This window comes from Burkholderia sp. BCC0506 (genome assembly GCF_902833145.1).
Classification (GTDB): domain Bacteria; phylum Pseudomonadota; class Gammaproteobacteria; order Burkholderiales; family Burkholderiaceae; genus Burkholderia.
In genome coordinates, this window is the sequence record NZ_CADFEN010000004.1 from 17,306 (window position 1) to 36,731 (window position 19,426).

The 19,426-nt window shown below is 63.6% G+C and carries 15 protein-coding genes; 13 read left to right on the forward strand and 2 right to left on the reverse strand.

The features are described 5' to 3' along the window. Positions 1 to 486: 486 nt before the first annotated feature. Positions 487 to 2,895, reverse strand: coding sequence for a hypothetical protein (locus HWX62_RS10130; RefSeq protein WP_175928717.1), 2,409 nt, complete (start codon positions 2,893 to 2,895; stop codon positions 487 to 489). A 38-nt stretch (positions 2,896 to 2,933) separates the two neighbouring features. Continuing rightward, positions 2,934 to 4,496, reverse strand: a complete 1,563-nt coding sequence (locus HWX62_RS10135; protein WP_244136011.1) for a DASS family sodium-coupled anion symporter — start codon at positions 4,494 to 4,496, stop codon at positions 2,934 to 2,936. 164 nt (positions 4,497 to 4,660) lie between these two features. Between HWX62_RS10135 and HWX62_RS10140 the strand changes: the two genes are divergently transcribed. From HWX62_RS10140 to HWX62_RS10200, 13 genes are all read left to right on the forward strand, one after another. Continuing rightward, positions 4,661 to 5,446, forward strand: coding sequence for a GntR family transcriptional regulator (locus tag HWX62_RS10140; RefSeq protein WP_175928716.1), 786 nt, complete (start codon positions 4,661 to 4,663; stop codon positions 5,444 to 5,446). 487 nt (positions 5,447 to 5,933) lie between these two features. After that, positions 5,934 to 6,485 (forward strand): 4Fe-4S dicluster domain-containing protein, encoded by a 552-nt coding sequence (locus HWX62_RS33295; RefSeq protein WP_347879936.1) that lies wholly within the window; start codon positions 5,934 to 5,936, stop codon positions 6,483 to 6,485. Between the two features lie 419 nt (positions 6,486 to 6,904). Next, on the forward strand, positions 6,905 to 7,867 hold the full coding sequence (locus tag HWX62_RS10150; RefSeq protein ID WP_175928715.1) for a fimbrial protein: 963 nt from the start codon (positions 6,905 to 6,907) through the stop codon (positions 7,865 to 7,867). A gap of 324 nt (positions 7,868 to 8,191) precedes the next feature. Further along, complete coding sequence (locus tag HWX62_RS10155; RefSeq protein WP_244136012.1) at positions 8,192 to 10,051, forward strand: TolC family outer membrane protein; 1,860 nt, start codon at positions 8,192 to 8,194, stop codon at positions 10,049 to 10,051. Then, positions 10,048 to 11,307 carry an HlyD family efflux transporter periplasmic adaptor subunit gene (locus tag HWX62_RS10160; RefSeq protein ID WP_175928714.1) on the forward strand — a complete coding sequence of 420 codons (1,260 nt, stop codon included), beginning with the start codon at positions 10,048 to 10,050 and terminating at the stop codon, positions 11,305 to 11,307. Before HWX62_RS10155 ends, HWX62_RS10160 begins: the two co-directional genes overlap by 4 nt. 39 nt (positions 11,308 to 11,346) lie before the next feature. After that, entirely contained in the window at positions 11,347 to 13,491 is a 2,145-nt protein-coding gene (locus tag HWX62_RS10165) for a peptidase domain-containing ABC transporter (RefSeq protein WP_244136013.1), read from the forward strand. A gap of 98 nt (positions 13,492 to 13,589) precedes the next feature. After that, positions 13,590 to 13,904: a hypothetical protein gene (locus HWX62_RS10170; protein WP_175928712.1), complete on the forward strand. Its 315-nt coding sequence runs from the start codon at positions 13,590 to 13,592 to the stop codon at positions 13,902 to 13,904. A 66-nt stretch (positions 13,905 to 13,970) separates the two neighbouring features. Then, positions 13,971 to 14,264 (forward strand): hypothetical protein, encoded by a 294-nt coding sequence (locus HWX62_RS10175; protein WP_175928711.1) that lies wholly within the window; start codon positions 13,971 to 13,973, stop codon positions 14,262 to 14,264. Between the two features lie 320 nt (positions 14,265 to 14,584). Continuing rightward, positions 14,585 to 15,433 carry a fimbrial protein gene (locus HWX62_RS10180; protein WP_175928710.1) on the forward strand — a complete coding sequence of 283 codons (849 nt, stop codon included), beginning with the start codon at positions 14,585 to 14,587 and terminating at the stop codon, positions 15,431 to 15,433. Between the two features lie 98 nt (positions 15,434 to 15,531). Further along, on the forward strand, positions 15,532 to 16,044 hold the full coding sequence (locus tag HWX62_RS10185; RefSeq protein ID WP_175928709.1) for a peptidoglycan DD-metalloendopeptidase family protein: 513 nt from the start codon (positions 15,532 to 15,534) through the stop codon (positions 16,042 to 16,044). A 92-nt stretch (positions 16,045 to 16,136) separates the two neighbouring features. After that, positions 16,137 to 16,637, forward strand: a complete 501-nt coding sequence (locus tag HWX62_RS10190) for a hypothetical protein (protein ID WP_175928708.1) — start codon at positions 16,137 to 16,139, stop codon at positions 16,635 to 16,637. Positions 16,638 to 17,128: 491 nt separating this feature from the next. Beyond that, positions 17,129 to 17,836, forward strand: a complete 708-nt coding sequence (locus HWX62_RS10195) for a M15 family metallopeptidase (protein WP_244136014.1) — start codon at positions 17,129 to 17,131, stop codon at positions 17,834 to 17,836. Positions 17,837 to 18,718: 882 nt separating this feature from the next. Then, entirely contained in the window at positions 18,719 to 19,375 is a 657-nt protein-coding gene (locus tag HWX62_RS10200; RefSeq protein WP_175928706.1) for a response regulator transcription factor, read from the forward strand. Positions 19,376 to 19,426: the final 51 nt, after the last annotated feature.

The window sequence follows — 19,426 nt, forward strand, 5'->3', positions numbered from 1 at the left end:
TCTTTGTAAAGCTCAAATTATTCAATGGGTTGAATGTCTTGATATCCAATGAATTGCCGGTTCTTCCTTTGTGTGTAGGCGTTGTGTAGGTGCCTGCAGGCAACATCAATCCACATCGATCTTCGTTAGAATTGATGGCTCGGAGCCCGGTTGCGCGGCGATCAGCCGAAAACACGCATATTTCTCAATAATTTAATAAATTGGCCAATACATCTTCATCAGGGTTATGTCTCGATATCTGACGTTGTCGAAGCGATCGCAAAGTGTATAGCTCCACCTCCTAATTATAAGATGCTGATGCAGCAGTTGAACGATGCAGACGGGCGTCCCATTGACGTCAGCGATGGATCTGTCATCGGGCGGGAGATGGCAGAGTGGTTATGATCTGGATTTTCGGGCCGAACACGAACGGCAAGCGTCTCGAGGCGCTATGCCGCTGAGGCGACCCGGGTTCATTGCCATCACGCATCGGATCCGACCGCCGCTTCACCGAAACGTAATGAACTGCGCGGACGACCACACCTTGCTGTCGTTGCGCTGCCGACCGAAGAAATACACGGGACGGAATCCGAACGATGCGTTGCGAGGCGCGACGTCGATGCTGTCCGCCAGGTCGACTGGAAGCGCGTGGTCCGTCAGACGCTCGATTGCGACGAACAACTCCGTGCCGCCGAGCGCATGCATCGCCGTCCCGCGCGCGAGCAGCTCCGCGCCGCTGATTTCGAAGCGGAACGCCGGCGCGTGCACGAACGGGTTGCGCTGCAGCGGATCGCCGACCTTCGCGAAGCTGTCGATCGTGCCTTCGACCACGATCGTCGCGGCGGCGAGATTGCCGATGTCGAGCTCGATGCTGTCCGCGTCGCCGTAGGTGTCGCTATGGAATTCGACGTCGGTCGCGCCGGACCGCCATGCCGATTCCTCGACATGCTCGAACCCATTCGATCCGAAACGATGGATCGTGCCGTTGACGATCCGGATCCGGCCGCGCCATGCGGCCCAGCGGTAGCGGTCGCGAATGCGGGCGCCGCCCCAGCGCACCCGGACCAGGCGCTCCGCATAGCCGAGTTCCGCATGCAGGTTGCGTTCCCACAGCAAGCCGTCGTGATCGTAGGCGGCCACGTATTCCCAGCCCGATTGGCCGAGCAGCCGATAGTCGAGCCGCGCCGGCCCTTCGTGCGCGAATGCGTCGCCTTGCCGGTGATCGCCGCAGCGAACCAGCAGCGCACTGTGCTCGCCGGTGGTCGCCCACGTGTGCCGCGCGCGCAGGGCTTCGCCGACGTGCTGTCGATCGAGCGCGGGCGCGAGCACGCCCGTCAGCCCGCCATGCACGCCGAACACCTGCACGCCGGGTGCGCCGCCGCCGGGCCGGCCGCGATGTTCGTCGCCGCTGGCCGCGACGCCGAGCTGATAGCCGCGTGCGATCACGTCCTGGTACAGCCAGCCGAAATGGCCCCATGACGATGCGATCTCGACGAGGCGTTCGAGCTCCGGATGGTGCCAGTCGGGGATATAACGACGACCGCCGACGTGCGGCATCACCAGATGTTGCGCGGCATCGTCCGCATACGCATCCCACAGTTCCTCGACGGGCCAGCGGCCGAGTTCGACCGCATTCCCCTTCATGTCCTCGTTCCAGACCAGCGTCCGGTTGTGCTCGCCACGCGCGTTGTACGGGAAATCCGGTCGCGCGTCGCCGAGGAACACCACGTTGTGGTCGCCGCCCGCGGTCGAGCTGCCGCACCATTCCTGCACCGGATACGCGACGAAGCGTCCCGGCTCGTTGAAGCGTTCGACCGCGTCGACGCCGAGCCGCCAGTTCTCGTCGGTGATCTGGAAATCGTTCGCGGTATAGCCGAGCACGTCGATGCCGCCGATGTCGCGTGCGTAGCGCGCGTTGTACTCGGGGCTGTTGGTGCCGACCGTGTCGTGTGCATGCACATGAAGATCCGCATACAGCGCGCGCGGCGCGGGCAGCGACGCGTCGACCGTCAGCCACGCTTCGGCCGCGCGCACGTCCGGGCGCGCCGGCACGTCGGCCACGATGCGCAGCGTGCCCGCGTCGACCGGCAGGTCGTCCACCGCGCAGCTCGCAAAGCCTGCGTCGGGCAGCGCGTGTTCGCGCCGGTAGACGATCTCGCCACGGGCGTCATACGCGACGACCCGCGCATGACCGCCGACCTCGCGGCACGCGTTGCCCCAGCGGTCCTGCAGCGACAGCCGGAACGGCGCGCGCGTGCCGGGCTGCACGAAGCGCGGGCCGTTCAGCAGCACGTCGGAGGGCGCGCCGGCACGGATGTCGATCGATACGTCGCCCGGCACCGCGACGAACCGCGACGTGCCGAGCGGATCGACGTAGAGCCGGAAGCGGAAGTTGTCTTCCGCGAAGGTCTGCACGCGCGTGCCGGGGCCGCGGCGGCGGTCGCCGAGGCGGATCACGATCCGGTCGCCGGCGTTCACGTAGCCGTCGACGACGTCGACGATCACGGCCTTCTGGAACGGCCGCTCGTGCCCCTTCTGGTCGAAGCGCACGTTCAGCGCCTGCACGGTGGCCGGGCTCTGGCCCGGCACGAGCGGCGCCGCGTGGTATTCGGCGCTGATGTAGTTCGCGGCGCTCGGGTCGCTCGTCTGGAACAGCGCCCAGTCCGAGTAGAACTTGAAGGTCGCCTTCAGCCAGCCGCCGTCGGCGATGCCGGACGAGCCGACCTCGTAGTCGAGCACGATCTCGTTCCACTCGCCGGCTTCGAGGCGCGTGACGTTGCATTGCACGCGTCCGGCGAACGGCAGGCGCTTGTGGCGCTCGTACAGGCCTTGGGGCGCGACGTGCGGGCCCAGGCGGTCGCGCAGCGCGGCGGCGCGCGCATCGACGGTATCGAGAGTGTCGTCGGAGTCGTTCATGGCGAAGGAAAAATGATGTCGATGGAAGAGGGCGCGCGTCAGTGCGCGAACGGCCAGGGCGCGCTCGCGTCCCAGACGGGGATACCCATATAGGCGTACCACGGTGCCATCACGCAGAGGCCGTAGACGATCGCGATCAGCACCGATACCGCGCCGACCTTCGCGTAGTCGGCCGTCGAGAACGCGCCGCTGCTGTACGCGATGACGCCTGCGGTGATCTGAGTGGGCAGCAGATACGCGAAGCTGTCGGTATCGCTGACGAGCATCGTGAACGCGACCGGATGCAGCCCGAGACGCGGTGCGAGCGCCAGCGCGATTGGCGCGATCATCGTGACGGCCGCGACGTTGGACAGCATGCCGATGCGGATCACGTGCGTGCCGAGCATCACGATCGCGATGGCGAGCCACCAGCCGTGCCCGCGCGCGGCGACGTAGACGTGATCGGCGGCCCAGTTCGCGAGCCCCGACGCACTGATCGCCGACGACAGCGACAACGCACCGGCGAGCAGGAACAGCGTGCCCCAGATCGTGCGCTGTTCGACCTCGGCCCAGCCGAACCGCAGCACGCCGGGCGCGAACAGCAGCGCCAGCGCGATCAATGCGACGATTTCCGACGGCAGGTGGTGCAGCGGCTCGGTGGCCCACAACACCGCGACGGCCGCGAACAGTGCGAGTACGGCCCAGTCGTTGCGCGCCGCGGGTGGTTGCGCGCGACGCATCGCCGCGATCGCGCCGGGGCCGCCGGGAATCGCGACGGCGCGCGAGCGGAAATGAAACTGCACCCAGGCTTGCGTGATCGCGAACATCCCGAGATAGGGCCACTGCAGTTTCAGCCACGTCAGGTACGAGATCCGGATGCCGAGCTGTTTCTCCAGCAAGCCCGACACGACCATGTTCGGCAGATGCGCCGTCAGGATGCACATGCCGCTGATCATCGCGCCGTACACGAGCGTCTGGATCACGATCGCCTTGCGCGCGGCGCGCTCGCGCGGCGTTTCGCCGAACAGCCGGACGATGCCATTCGTGACCGGCAGCAGCGTCGCGGCGCGTGCGTTCGCGGCCGGCACGACGAGGGCCATCACGCAGTTCACCGCGAACATCGCCCAGATCACGCCGTTGGCCGTGCGCACCTTCAGCCGGTCGAGCAGTAGCAGCGCGATGCGGCGGTCGAGCCCGCTCGCCTGCATGATCGCCGAGAACAGGAACGCGGCGAGGCACAGGAACACGACCGGCGCGGCGAAGCCGCTGGCTGCCTTCGGAAACGACGGGCTCGCGTGCGACAGCACGAGCAGCATCGGCAGCAGGATGCCGCTCACGCCGACGGGAATCGCCTCGGTGATCCATACGATCGCGACCCACGCGACGACGGCGAGCGTCGCCTTGCCTTCGGCGGACAGATGCGCAGGCGCAGGCAGCCACCACGCGATCGCGAAGAACGCGAGCCACGCGGCGGCGAAGCCGATCGCGGCACGCCACTGTGCGCTGCGCGAACGGCCCGTCGCATGCGGATCGGTGCGCGGCGCCGTGGCCGGTTCGGCCCGTGTCGGCCGGCTGGCCTGCGCGCCGTCGAGCGGCGGCGTGCCGATTGCGTTGTCAGTCACTGATATGCTCCCCGTGCGTCGGGGCCGTGAAACTGAAACGGCAGCCCCGATCATCTGTCGAAATGTCATAATACGTATTAATACAAGTTGAGCGATCCAATTGCTTTTCATATCGATATCCGAGATCGCGCATAGCGCGGGCCGAGCACGGAAAGGAAAGACCGATGACGCTGGTGCGTGAGGACGCGACGTCGCTTTACGAGCAGATCGCGACGACGCTGCGCGACGAAATTGAACGCGGCGTGTACGAGCCGACCGGCAAGCTGCCGTCCGAGGCGCAGTTGAGCGAACGTTTCGAGGTGAGCCGCGTGACCGTCAGGCTCGCGCTCGACCGCCTGGCCGATGCGCGTATCGTCGAGCGCAAGCAGGGCAAAGGGACGTTCGCCGCGAAGCAGCGGCTGCGGCATCGGCTCGACGTGCTCCGCGGGCTCCACGATTCGATCGCCGGGCAGGGCGCCCGCGCGCGAATGGAATTGCTGCGAATGGAAACATGTGACGTCCCGCCGGGCTTGCAGCAAGTATTCGCAGCCGACGTCACGCGCTGCATTTATCTCGAACGCCTGCACTGGGTCGACGACGAGCCGATCGCGCTCGCGCAGACCTGTCTGTTGCCCGAGGCACGTGACGTCGCTTATGCGCAAGCCGATAGCATGCCGACTTACGAACTGCTGGAGCAGTTGCTCGGCTGGCGCATTGCCGACGCCGACATGTCGGTGACGGCCGTGGCCGCGCCGGACGATATCGCCGCCCTGCTAAAGACCGGCAAGCAGGGGCCGCTGCTGGTGTTGCGGCGTACGTCTCGTCTGGCTGACGGCCGCACGTGCGAGTCCACGCTGTTTCATATTCGGCCGGAGCGCTTCGACCTGGTGGTGCGAAGCGGTGTCGAAGCGCGATTTGTCGCCTGCGGCGCGCCTTCCGTCGTGGATCATGGCGATGGCGCCGCGCAGTAAATCGATTGGACAGTTCATTCGGATCCCTGGGAAATCCCGTCCTGATTCAGCTTTCCGATTGACTCTTTCTTGGAATTTCGTCGTTCCGCCATGTCGGCGGCACGGCGCGTGTCGACTGCCGGCCTGACGCATCACGGGAGCAGCAAGCACCCGGTCAGCCATCACCCGGTTCATCGGCAGCGTCATGGACGGAGCGAAGTTATCTGACTCCCCTCGGGCAGCGCTGAATACGCGATATAGAAAGCTCGAATACTTGGATGGGCCGGTGCGAATGCTTCGCTAGTATCCGACGCTCCCATCGGGCCGGAACCGGAAGGATCCGGCTGCGCCGCGCGCGTCGACCGATCCCGGGACGCGCTTCTCGGTCGTCGAGATCGCGCTGCGCGACGGCGACACGCTGCGGCAGCGCACCGAACGCCTCGTCGGCACCGACGACCTCGCCGCGAAGTTCGCGGATGCGACCGCGCACGATCCCGCGCTCGCGTTCGTGCCGGAACTGATCGACACGATGCGCAGCACGGCCGATCTCGCACGTCCTTTTTCACACCTTTACGTCGCTTCAATCACGAGCACCGATCGCAGCACACCTTCCCGCCGCCAGATGCGCCTGGGGCTGTTCCTCCAGGGTGCCGGGCACTACGTCGCCGGCTGGCGCCACCCCGACGCCGAATCCGATTCCTGGCGAGGCGACATCAACGCCACGACGCCGCCCGCGCGCGAGCGGCTGCAATCGCCGGCAGGGTGCGATCAGTTCGACGGGCTGTACGGATGCATCCCGTGCGCGTGCTGTTCGAAGTCGTCCGAGTTACTGGCGGAACCCGGACAAGGTCGTCGGCCCGGCCTGGCTGCAGCAGCGTTCCGCTTCATCGCCGATTCGCGCGATCTCGCGACGGCCGAGCGGCTCGACGATCTCGAGGATCCGTACCGGCTGTTCCGCTGCCGGACGATCATGAACTGCACGTACGTGTGCCCGAAGAGGCTGAAGCCGACCAAGGCGATTTCGGAGATTCGGACGATGCTGGTCAAGCGGACGGTTTAGTGGCGCATGAGCGATGCTGGAAGGGCACGAGAACGGCGCTCGTGGTTACCGGGACGGCGCGCGAAGGCGGGCGATCGCGCCGAGAGATCCCGAGCATCAGACTCGTCTCGTCAATTCTGGCAAAGTCCGTTGAAAACGAGACGATGTCTTATTTCCGGGTGTGACCTTCACAGATAGACTCGACCGGTATTGGTTTTCAAGATCCTTTCGGAATCGACCGGCGCGGGTATTCATGATTCGCATCCGCACCGGTCTTGTCGAATCGGCAAATATCCCGTCAACGTCCTGTCGCGATCGCGCCATCCCGTTAGTGAAAAGTTCCATCGGCCGGTTGCCGGATGGCCCGTCCGGGCGACACGCGGCGTCGCGCCACGCGAGCGGGTGAAGCGGCGTGCGCGCATGAATCCGAGTACCGAGAAATGAACTTGTATCGCCTTTTTGCAGGCTGCCTGATGACGGCGTCGTTGGCGACGCCGGGTGACGCGGACGCAGCCTGCCAATTCATCAACAACAAGACCGAGCTGATCGTCAATGTCGCGTTGAAGCCGCAATATCACGTGGCGCCGGGCACCGCTGTCGGCACTGTACTGGACGACGTGGGCGTCGCGACCGATGCCGTTTCGTTCGCACGGTGCAGTGCGCCCGGGCGATCCAATCGGAGTGTTCAAGGCGGAGCCAGGGTCGGCAGCAGCGTGACGCCCTTTACGTTTGCGACCACGGTGCCGGGTATCGGGCTTGCATTTTATGACAAGCAGGCCGGCACGTCTGCGCCACGGTACTGGGGCGAAGGGGACGGCGGCGCTTGGACCGGCGACTGGGGATGGAGCAACTCGACGCTCGGCGCGAGGCTCGTCGTGACGGGGCCGGTCGGCGTCGGCGACGTCCCGGCCGGTTCCGTCTTTGCGCAGATGAAACTGGATGGCCTGACGGTTGCGACGTTGAAGACCGTGGGTTTCAGAATCACGACGCCGGCCTGTTCGATGCCGAGCATCAGCGTGAACATGGTCAGACCGACGACGAACCGCTTCACCGGCGTTGGGTCGACGGCTGGCGAGACGCCGTTTGATCTTCGGCTCAACGCGTGCCCGGCGGGCCGCACGGGCATCTACTACCGGTTCGACCCGACGACGAAGATCGTGCCGGGGACCGGGGATTCGGTCGCGACGTTGAACGGGTCGTCGAGCGCGACGGGGATCGGTCTGCAATTGCTCGACGAAAGTGGGAAGCCGCTTGCGTTCGGGACGACGACGAAAATGACCGGCTATTCGGGCGCAGCCGGCTCCTACAGCGTGCCGTTTCGGGCGCGCTACTACCAAACCGCCGCTGCGGTAACCGGCGGCAGCGCCAATGCATCGATCACCGTCACGATGAGCTATGACTAGCGGCGTCGCGCGTCATTCACGCGAAGGGGTTCCCACCTGCTCGAGTTTCGCGGTGCGAAAACGAATGCGTCCATTCATCTCGAAATAGAAGGACGTGTCCGATTCGAATTAGCGTGCGTGTCCAATTGAAATGGATCGGCACGAACGTAACATTCAAACGTCGTCGTCAATGCCGCGGCGGCGGATTTAAGAAATTCGGATTTGGTGATTTTTTCAGGTGAAAACGATGCGTGAATTGAGTAATGGCGATGTGCGCCGGATATCGGGTGCGGGCCTGACGGCCGGCGGCAGTATTCTCGGCTTCAACGGCGGGAACGCGCTGTCGTGCATCAGTATCGGCACGGGCGCGCACGTCGTCGTCAACGGCAGGCCGGTCTCGGCGACATCCGCTTCTGTCCACGGTGTCAATATCGACGTGTCGATCGCCGCTATTCATCCGGCCGAGGGCCGCTGGTCCGTATCGTTCGCGGATTTCTTCTCGTTCCTTTCCGGTCTGAACCTGGGCCGGCGAAATTTCCTTCGATAAATTCAGTATTACAGATAAAAGATCGATGCCGGACGGGGATGGCTTCCGACGGCGCGACCGCATCCGCACCGGATTTTTCCGGCGGAATCCCGAATCGATTCTGGGCCATGCCGAACTGCAGCATCGTGCCGCCTCGAATCGGACCTTTGCTACCTGGACTTTCAATGCCGTCGATAGTACTCGCCGCGACGATCTCCGTCGATCGATCGCGGAAAGCACACCTTGCGGGTGCCGTGCCGCGCAGCTGGACGGCGCGCGCCGGGCGATGCGTGCGGCCGGCCGGCGGTGCGACGCGGCCGCGCGGCGCGTCGCTCGTCGGGATCCTGCTGTTGTTTGTGTCGTCGGCCCATGCGACGGATCTCGCTGATGCGGTGAATGCCGCGCGCGGGTTCGACGCCGGGTTCGCCGCGGCGCACGACGCGCAGCTCGCCGGCCGTGAAAAGCGCTGGCAAGGGCTGGCCGGTTTGCTGCCGCGCGCCCAACTCGACGGCGCCTATACGAAGCAAGACCAGCCGACGGCCGCCTATGCGGCGGCCGTGCGCCGGCACAACGTGACGGCGAGCATCGTGCAGCCGCTGTTCGATGTGACGCGATTCGCGCAGTTCCGGCGCGGCAGCGCACTTGCCGACGAAGCCGATGTCGAGTTTACGAAGGCAGGCCAGACGTTGATCTCGACGGTCGCCGACGCCTATTTCGACGTGCTGCACGCCCGCGAGGTGTTGCAGGCGGTCGAGGCCGCGCGAAAGACGTTTCAGGCGCAGTTCGACCGGGCCCGCGCGGCGCTGCAGGTCGGCGACGGCATCTTGACCGATGTCGACGAAGCACGGGCCAATCTCGATGACGCGCTCGCGCGCAAGGTCGGCACGCAGAACGATCTCGAAGTCGCGCGCGGCACGTTTCGCCGCCTGACGGGCCTCGACGCCGACACGATCGACCCGGTCGAATGGCGTTGCGTGCCGGACACGATGCCGTTCGATCTGCGGGCCGCGATGGACGAGGCGGCTCGAGAAAATCTCGACGTCCGGATCGCCGAGGAACGACTCGATCAATCGAAGGCGGACGTCGTGGCGGCGACCGGTGCGCACCTGCCGCTCGTCAGTCTTCAGGCGACCTACGGGACGAACTGGAGCCGCGGGGCGAACGAGAACGTGCTGGACAACGTTTTCGGCACGACGTCGAAGACGCGTTCCACGACGGTCGGCGTGACGGTCACGATTCCACTGTTCGCCGGTGGCGGGCAATTGTCGGCGTCTCGCGAAGCGTATCGCCGCCGGGACCAGTCCCGCGATGCAGTGGAGGATGCGCGGCGTAAGGCGCGCGAAGCGGCGCGCGCCTCGTATCTCGGCATCGTGAACGGTCTCGCGATGATGCGCGCGCGCGAGCGCGCCGTGGCATCGGCAGACAGCAAAGTGAAATCGACCCGGTACGGTCGCGACGTGGGGTTGCGCACGCAAATCGATGAACTCAATGCACAGCAGCGGTACTTCGAGGCGCTTCGCGATGTCGCGGATGCCCGATATCGCTATCTGCGGGCCCGCATCCAGTTGTCCGCGGCGCTCGGCACGCTCAGCGACGCCGACGTCGCGTCGTTGGCCTGCCGGGGAGGCGCCATCCCGTCGCCGGCTGCGGCGCCGGCTTCGCGCGGAGCGCGCACATGACCGATCTCCTGTTTCGCGACGAAGCCCTCGACGCAACCAAGCACAAGCTGATGGGCACCGTCAGTCTGTATTCGCCCCCGTCGCGCTGGATCACGATCGGCGTTGCCACGACGCTCACGCTCGCGTTCGTCGCGTTCATCGTGTTCGGCAGTTACACGAAACGCGAGCGCGTGGCCGGTCAGTTGCTGCCTGCCAAGGGGCTTCTGACGGTTGCGCCGCCGATGACGGGCACGGTAATCGACACGCGCGTGCACGAAGGTCAGCAGGTCGAAGCCGGGGCAGAGCTGATGACGGTCTCCGGCGAGGTGGCGAGCGAGCTGGGCAGCACGCGCGAGATGGTCGGCCGGCAACTCGCATACCAGCGCTCGCGACTTCAGGCCGATCTCGAGAGCCAGCTTCGATTGAGCGAAGAGACGCGGCGTGGCCTCGTCGCGCGGAGCAATGCGCTGGCCGGGCAGAGGGTCCAGATCGGCCTGGAACGCACGCAGCGCCTGCGTCAGGTGGATCTTGCGACGAGCCAGCTCGACAAGCTGAAGTCGATGCGCGCACAGGGCTACGCATCCAACAGCCAGGTCGAGCAGCAGGAAGCCGCGCTGCTCGACGCGCAGGCACGGTTGCAGGATCTCGCACGGCAGCGGCTCGACGTCGAACAGCAGATGGACCAGTGCCGCCAGCAGCTTCGGGAGCTTCCGCTCAATACGCGCAACCAGCAGAGCGCCATCGAGCGCAAGCTCGCCGAGCTCGACCAGTCGATCGCCGAAAACGAGGCACGCCGGGTCGTCGTCCTGCGTGCGCCGCAGCCCGGTGTCGTGGCCGCGCTGCTTGCGAAGCCAGGGCAGGCCGTCAATGCAGGGCAGTCGGTGGTGTCGATGCTGCCGGTCAGCGCCGGTCTCGAAGCGCAGCTGATGGTGCCGAGCCGCGCGATCGGCTTCGTGCGGCCGGGCGCGCGCGTGGTGCTGCGCTACGACGCCTATCCGTTCCAGAAATTCGGCCAGCAGTTCGGCCGGGTGACGGAGGTGTCCCGCACCGCGCTGACGCCGCAGGAGGCGGCAACCCTCACCGGCCGTACCGACGTCCGGGAGCAGTTGTACCGCGTCACCGTCGCGCTCGATCGGCAGGACGTGATCGCGTACGGCAAGCGCGAAGCGCTGCGACCCGGCATGGCGCTCGAAGCCGACGTGCTGATCGACACGCGCAGGCTGATCGAGTGGGTGCTCGAGCCGCTGTACGCGCTCGGGCGCCGCGCATCGGCATGACGGCGCGGACGATCGACTGACTCGTGATGAAGCGGAGCAATGATGAAATGGCTTGATGCATTGCACTTCGGCTGGCGGCGACGCCTGCCGATGCTGTTGCAAACCCAGGCGGCCGAGTGCGGGTTGGCGTGCGTTGGCATGGTCGCAGCCTACTTCGGCTACGACATCGATCTAGTGAGCCTGCGACGTCGCTTCAGCCCATCGCTGAAAGGCACGACGCTCAACGACGTGATGGGCATCGCGTATCGGCTCGGGCTCGCGTCGCGCGCGCTGCGGCTCGATCTCGACGAGCTCGGCAAGCTTCGCCGCCCGTGCATCCTGCACTGGGACATGAATCATTTCGTCGTGTTGAAGTCGGTGTCGCGCGGCAGGATCACGATCCACGATCCCGCACGCGGCATACGGGACGTACCGATCGCCGACGCGTCCCGGCACTTTACCGGCGTGGCGCTCGAGATCATGCCGTCGCCATCGTTCAAAACGGCGCAGGTTCGCGAGTCGATCTCGATGTCGGGCCTCGTCGGCAGCGTGACGGGAATCCGCTCGACGTTGACGCAGGTCCTGCTGCTGTCTGCGGTGCTCGAAGTGTTCGGTGTCGTGACGCCGTTCTACATGCAATGGGTGATGGACCAGGTGCTCGTATCGGCGGATGCCGACCTGCTCACGTTGCTCGGCACCGGCTTCCTGCTTGTCGTGGTGTTCCAGAGCGCGGTGACCGCGCTACGCTCGTGGGTCGTCACGTGGTTCTCCAGCCTGCTCGGCGTGCAGTGGACGGCCAATGTCTGCGCGCACCTGTTCAAGCTCCCGCTCGCGTATTTCGAGCAGCGGCACATCGGCGACGTCGTATCCCGGTTCGGCGCGATTCACACGATCCAGGGCACCCTCACCACGCAGTTCGTCGGCGCGCTGCTAGATGGAGTGATGGCGACGATCACGCTGGCGATGCTGTTCGTCTACAGCGCGACATTGACGTGGCTGGTGCTGGGGCTGTTCGCGGCCTATGGCGTGATCCGGTGGATTGCATACCGGCCGTTCAAGCAGGCGAACGAGGAGCAGATCGTGTACGACGCACGCGCGCAATCGAACCTGCTCGAGTCGATCCGCGGCGTGCAGGCGATCAAGCTCGCGAACCGGCAGGAGGCGCGTGTCGCCACCTATGCGAATGCCGTGGTCGAGACCGCCAACAGGCATGTCGTCGTCCAGCGCCTGTCGATCGGGTTTTCGACGGTGCAGGGCTTGATTGCCGGCGCGGGCCGGGTCGTGCTCGTCTGGCTGGCGGCGCGGCAGGTACTCGCCGGCCAGTTTTCGGCGGGGATGCTCGTCGCATTCGTCAGCTTCGCGGATCAGTTCATGTCGCGTGGCGCGGGCCTGATCGGCACGGTCATCGATTTCCGGATGTTGCGACTGCATGGCGAGCGGCTTGCCGACATCGTGTTGACCGACACCGAGAGCGACATGGAGTCGTCGGCGGGCATTCGCTTGCCGGATGCGGACGCGCCGGCAATCGACGTTCGCGGCATCAGCTTTCGCTATGCGGAGACGGAGCCGTGGGTCCTGGACAATTGTTCGTTCTCGATCGCGGCCGGCGAGTCGGTCGCGATCGCCGGGCCGTCGGGACAAGGCAAAACGACGATGGCGAAGATCCTGCTCGGCCTGCTCGTGCCCGAGCGCGGCACCGTGACGGTGGACGGCATCGATATCCGCAAATTGGGATTGCGTGCCTATCGCGAGCGGATCGGCAGCGTGATGCAGGACGACATTCTGTTCGCAGGGTCGGTGGCCGACAACATCTGCTTCTTCGATGCCCAGCCGGATCACGCACGCATCGAGGAGGCCGCGCGGCTCGCGCAGATTCATGACGACATCGTTGCGATGCCGATGGGTTACCAGAGCCTGGTCGGCGACATGGGGTCGTCGCTGTCCGGGGGGCAATGCCAGCGTGTTCTGCTAGCGCGCGCGTTCTACCGACGCCCGTCGATTCTGGTGCTCGACGAGGCCACCAGCCATCTCGACGTGGCGTGCGAGCGGCTGATCAACGACGCGGTGAAGGGAATGCGCATCACGCGGATCATCATCGCGCACCGGCCCGAAACCATCCGCAGCGCGGATCGCGTCATCGTGCTCGAGCGCGGAAGAGCGCACGAAACGGAACCGCAGGAGGCCGGCGTAGCGGCTGTCGTCTAGGTGCGTTGCAAGAACTTCCGTTGCGCGTCGCGCAACGGGACGGCCGATGCCGATCCGGCCCGAACGATCGGCAATACGCAAATCAACGGAGAAAACGTATGCGTGAGTTGACCATGATGGAAATCGGCGAAGTGAGCGGCGGCGGCTTCTTCAGCCGGTGCGGCGCGTCCGTGGTCGGCGGTGTCGGCGGAGCGATCGCCGGTGTCTGGAAGGGGGGGGTCAGCGGCGGCAGCACCGGTGGCTACCTGGGGCTCGGCATTCTCAGTGCGGGTGTGGGCGCAATCGCCGGTGGTGTGCTTGGCATCGTCGGCGGCGCCTTGTACGGTGTGATCAACGACGCGACGCAGACCGTCAAGGTATTCAATTCGATCATGGAAAACCTGTTCGACATGAATACGCCGGCGCCGAAATGACGGCGCGTCGTCCGCACGCTTCGGACATCGTGTCCAGTGTTCCATCGTTACTTCACAAGGAAAGTCATGCGTGAGATCAATGCAGCCGAACGCGCATCCGTTTCCGGCGGCGCCTCGGTGAGCGGCGTGATGAACTGGCTCGGTAACCTGCTCAAACCGCCGTCGGAACCTGCCGAGCCGTGGGTCAATCCCTTTCCGTCGGAGAGCGCATCCACCGGTGTCGTGACCGGCATCGGCTTCGTGGCGGTGGCGGCCGGGGCGGCGGTTGCGACCGTCGTGGCGGTGACGGCCGCAGGACAGCTGGGGCTGCTATCCCTCTTCGCGGGAACGGCTGGCGTGATCGCCCGCTTGCGCCGCTAACCGCACGCGGGCATCCGCATCCGGAGCGGCCAATGGCGTGCATCCCGTCAGCCGCTCCGGCATCGGGCCGGCCCGCGTCGGCGAGCATGGCGTGTATGTATGGACAGACTGGCATCGAAAGTGAATACCAATAAGGAGAGCTGATGATGGGCGTGGAATCGGGAACGCGTGCACGGGTAAATTCGTCTCTCGGCGTGTTTCGGGCCGTGGCATGCGCGTGGTTGATGTGGTTCGGTACGGGTGGCGTCGCATGCGCGTCCCTCGCGAAATGCATCATCGCGTCCGGTTCGTCGGCCACGCTCGCCACGCTGCCGGCTTCCGTGAAGGTGTCGGCCGATACACCGATCAACACCGTGCTGTGGCAGCTGACCGGCGTTCAGATCCGTGCGTCGTGCGTCAAGACACCGGAGGCCATCGTGAAGCGGGTCGAGGCGACCCTGTACCGGCCGGCTAACGATCCGCAGCTTGCCGCGAATGGTCTCGCGTTGTTCGTCACTTATCGGGGTAGCCGCGGCAGCGGCATGGCGGCCATCCCGACCGGAACCGTCATTGGCTCGGTCTTGATGCCGACGATCGTTTCCGCAACGGTCGACCTCGAACTCGTCAAGACCGGTCCGACGCCTGTTGCGCCGACGCCGCTGCCGGTCCTGTCGGTACCGACCGTCTTGATCGGGGGATCGGGCAGTGGCGACGATTCCGATGCGGCGCGCTTCCTGACGCGCGGATTCGACAACATCTCGTTCCAGGCGACGACGTGCGCAACCACGACCCCGGCCGTCTCCGTCGATCTCGGCACGTACACGGCACGCCCCGGTGCCGCGGTCGGAACGACGTCTCCGTCCCGACGATTCTCGATCGGGCTGCGTTGCGATACGGGCGTGGCAGGCAAGTTCGGATTGGCGATGCGGCTCGACGGCAACAACCCGGTCGATGCATCGGCCGGCCTGCTGGCGCTGACATCCACCAGCACGGCGAGGGGGATGGCGATTCAGGTGCTGAAGGATGACGGAAGTCCGTTGCCGCTGGGCGAGCCGTGGGAAGTGGCGGCATCCGTGTCGTCGGCGGAGACGATCGCGGTGCCGTTGCAGGCGCGCTACTTCCAGACCGGCGCGCCCGTCGTGCCGGGCACCGCCAACGGTCGGGCCACCTTCTCGATCGATTATCGGTGACGACCCGAGAGGCCGACAGTTCGCGTCGGACGGGCGCCGCCTCGGCAGTGTGACGCGATGGTCGCCGACTTTGATGAATTGAAGTGAAAGGAGTGGAAATGAACTGGAAAATGATCCCGCTGTTGATGGCCGTAGTCGGTTCGAACGTCGCGCATGCCCGATCGGCAGCACCGCCGTCCGCGGCGCCGGCCGAGCTCGAGTCGCCGTGCGTTCGCAGGGCGACAGGCCTGTCGCAAGGTCGCTCACCGGACTTCATGTGGCCGGTGCAAGGCGAGTTGTCCTCGCCGCCGGGCCGCGATCGCGGCATCGATATTGCCGGCGACGTGGGCGCGCCCGTGAAGGCGGCTGCCGATGGCGTCGTCGTCTATGCGGGAAGCGATTTGCGAGGGTATGGCCGGCTGATCATCGTTCGGCACGACGATGTCTTTCTCACGGCGTATGCGAACAACCGAACGATGCTCGTCAAGGAGGGGGACAAGGTGCACAAGGGCCAGGTCATCGCGGAACTGGGTCGTAGCGGCGACGGCGACGCGCGGCTGCATTTCGAAATCCGCCGCGGCGGTTATGCGGTCGATCCGCTGATCTATCTGCCGGCACGTACCACGTCATGACGTTTTCGCAACGTGCGATTCCGGCATTTCCGCCCCGGCTCCTGCAAGCGGAGGCGTTGCCGGCGGCGAGGGGCGGAGACCCGCAACGGCCAATGCCGAAACCGGCACTCGTCGCGTCCGCTTTTTTTGTTGCGGGCGTCGCCTGCGCAGCTCAGCCGGATCCCGCGACGGTCGGCGGGATCGACGAGGATCGGGCGACGACGCACGGCGTCGAGCATCGAGTCGACGCATACCGATTCCGCTCCCCGCTCGAGCAAAACGTCGACGTCGCGACGCGCGGTCGCCCGGCCGGCACCAGCGTGACGCAGGTCGATTCGGTGGAACGTACGTTCGCCCGATCGCTCGAAAGACTGACATGCGAGCAGCGGGAGGAGGCGAGATATCGCGAGACGATGCGGCAACTGGATCGCGAGTGGTGCGTCGGCGATTACCTGAACGGGAAAATCCGCCGCGATCCGGAAACGATCCGGACCGCTTACGGCTACTGCGATTCGTTGCCGTCTTACCGGTCCGTGCTGCGCGGGGATCTCGAGGCATACCGAATCACGCTGCATCGGCAGTATCTGTCGCGTTGCGACGACAAGACGAAGTAACCGCGCCGGCCGGCCATCCACCCCGTGATGGCAGAAGTGCCTTCGGATCAGCGCGGCGACCATCTGGTCGCGGCACGAGTCCGCTACGCGGGCGCCGCGCGGTCGTCACTACGAAATGCAAACAGAGCCTGAGACGCGTCATATTAACGGATGGTAAATGCAATTATATGTCTTATATAAAAATATAATTAACATCGATATGCTTTTCACCAGTAATTCGGCTTCGCGGTTTGTTCGACGCACGTTGACAGGTGTTCTCGCTGAAGCGAGCGCCCGCCCGCACCGCATGATGGTGTAGTCATCGACAGATATCGTTCGCCGCACAAGAGCCTTGACTTATCCGGGAAGTGCTTATCACACAAGGAAATCAAATGAACTCAAGATTAGTTGTTCCGACTATGAACAAGCTAATGCTCCTGATGTCTGTCGCACTACCGAGTACAAGTGCATTTTCCGAAATATCATCGATTACACCCGCGCGATGTGGAGCCATGCAAGCAAGAGGGGTGATATCGAGAAATTCTCCCGTTACGTGTGAACGCCTGAGAAATGTCTCGTTTTCATATGTCGATTTCTCGGGTCAACGGCGAACAGGTGTCGTTGTCGTACTCGACGCGGTCGCACCTCGGGTGCAGGTAATATTCGACCAACTATACAAGTTAAAATTCCCGCTGGCCAAGTCACGTCCGATCGATTTTTACAATGGCGGCGACATCGAGTCGATGGACGACAACAATACTTCTGCATTTAATTCGCGACCGATCACTGGCGGTAAAAAATGGTCGCTTCATGCATATGGTGTGGCGATAGACATCAATCCCGTCCAAAATCCCTATATTTCTTTTGGAAAGAACGGTATTGCCTCGATTCGTCCGTCTGTCGCTGCGCTGATTTCTGTCAATCGTCGCGATATTCGGCCGAACAAAGCTAAACGACCAGGGATGTCCGAGAGTGTCATTGACATATTTGCTGACAATGGATTTCTCGGCTGGGGCGGCTACTGGAATTTTCCGATCGATTATCAGCATTTCGAAATAGGCTCGCGCGAGTTTGCTGCGCGATTGACAGTTGCTTCGCCTGATAAGGCGCAAAGGATGTTTGAAGAGTACGTGGCGGCCTACACGAATTGCATGCGCAATGAGCAAAATGTAGAGCACACCGCGGCGCGCAAAAAATGCGTTGAACGCGTGTGGCAGTGATCGCAAGATGCAAACGATGTCGACGTGGGCAGCGCCGCTGATGTCGGAGTCGAACGTGCGAGGCAACTGATCCGATTGTCGCAAGCGAAGCGGTCGAACTGATCTGAGCGGTGTTCGACGTATCACGATCCTGTCCGTACGCGTGACTTGAGCGTGCCCAGCGCATCGAGGCCGGGCGCAGGGCAGTGCGTAGCCGGATACGCGAGCTGTTCGTCGATGGCCGAAGCTCTGCCGGCAGCGGCAGCATCACGGAGATGATGCGCGGAGAAGGTACGGCGATTGGCCGCTTCAAGGCAAGCCGCTTGACCGAAGAACCTGGATTGATCTGCAAGCAGCGGTCGCCATGCCCACAAGCAGGCCACGGTCTAGCGGATCGATGTCCCGAACCATTTCGATCGTGAATTCGAGGTTGGCGCGCATGATCGGGTCTGGTGTGGTGACACGACGGATGTCTGGGTGCAGGGCCGTTGGCGTTATTTGGCCGTGGTACTCGATCTGCTTACGGATCGGATGGTCGGCTGGGTGTTCTCGACATGCCCGGATGCCGATCTGGTCGTCCAGATGCTAGAGATGGCCTAGGTCAGCGTTCCTCACGCCTTTTTGCGGCGCCATCGCGAGAAGCGCACCCGCTCGCGTAAAAGACACGATATCGACAGCGTCGCATCGAATGAAGTAGACGCCAGGCTACGGTCAAATGTCAAAGATCGTAAAACATAAGACTTGTCCTATTGATGGCCGAGAATTCCAGCAGGGGTCCTATATCCGGTTTGTATCGCGATTTATAAAATTATTGACGACATGAGTTGTTCAATACCAGGTGCGGTGCATGCGGATACTGGAATTTAATAAAGAGAATTACCTGCGGGGATTGCAGAGGTCGCGATGAAGAGTCTCAGTATCAATACAGTCGTCATGGACGATTGCCCATTAACTCTGGCTGGCATGAAATATATCGCGTCGGTTACCAATTCGATTGGCCTTGTCGGAATATGCAAAAACTCCGATGAACTATTTTCGTCTCTTCGCAATTCGAAATGCGACGTCGTCATGATGAATTATTCGATGCGTATCAGGAATGCGATGGGCGGATTGCCGTTGCTCGGATATCTGAGACGAACGTTTCCGGAACTCCGGATCATCACGCTCCTGACGCGGGAAAATCCCGTGATCATTCGCTCGATTCTCGAACGCGACGTCTCCGCGGTCGTCAGCAAGTTCGACGATGTCGGCTACATCATCGCCGCGATCTACGCGAGCCACGGTGGTGGCCGGTATTTGTCGCCTTCGATCCGCAGCATGCTGGAGTCGAACGGCTTAGACCGCAATCGCCGGGCGACGAAATTGTCTGCACGCGAAATCGAGATTGTCAGGTTGTTCGGTTCAGGCATGCCGATCGTAAAAATCGCTGAACGGTTGAACAAGGCGAAACAGACGATAAGCGCACAGAAAATAAATGCGATGAAAAAGCTTGGCGTAAAGAATGATGTCGATCTTATCAAATGTGCCATCAGTATGAATCTGGTTGGAGATATCGACTGATGTTGGCCCGGTTTGAGATGGTAAAAGCGAATTTTCAAGAGTAGTTATTTT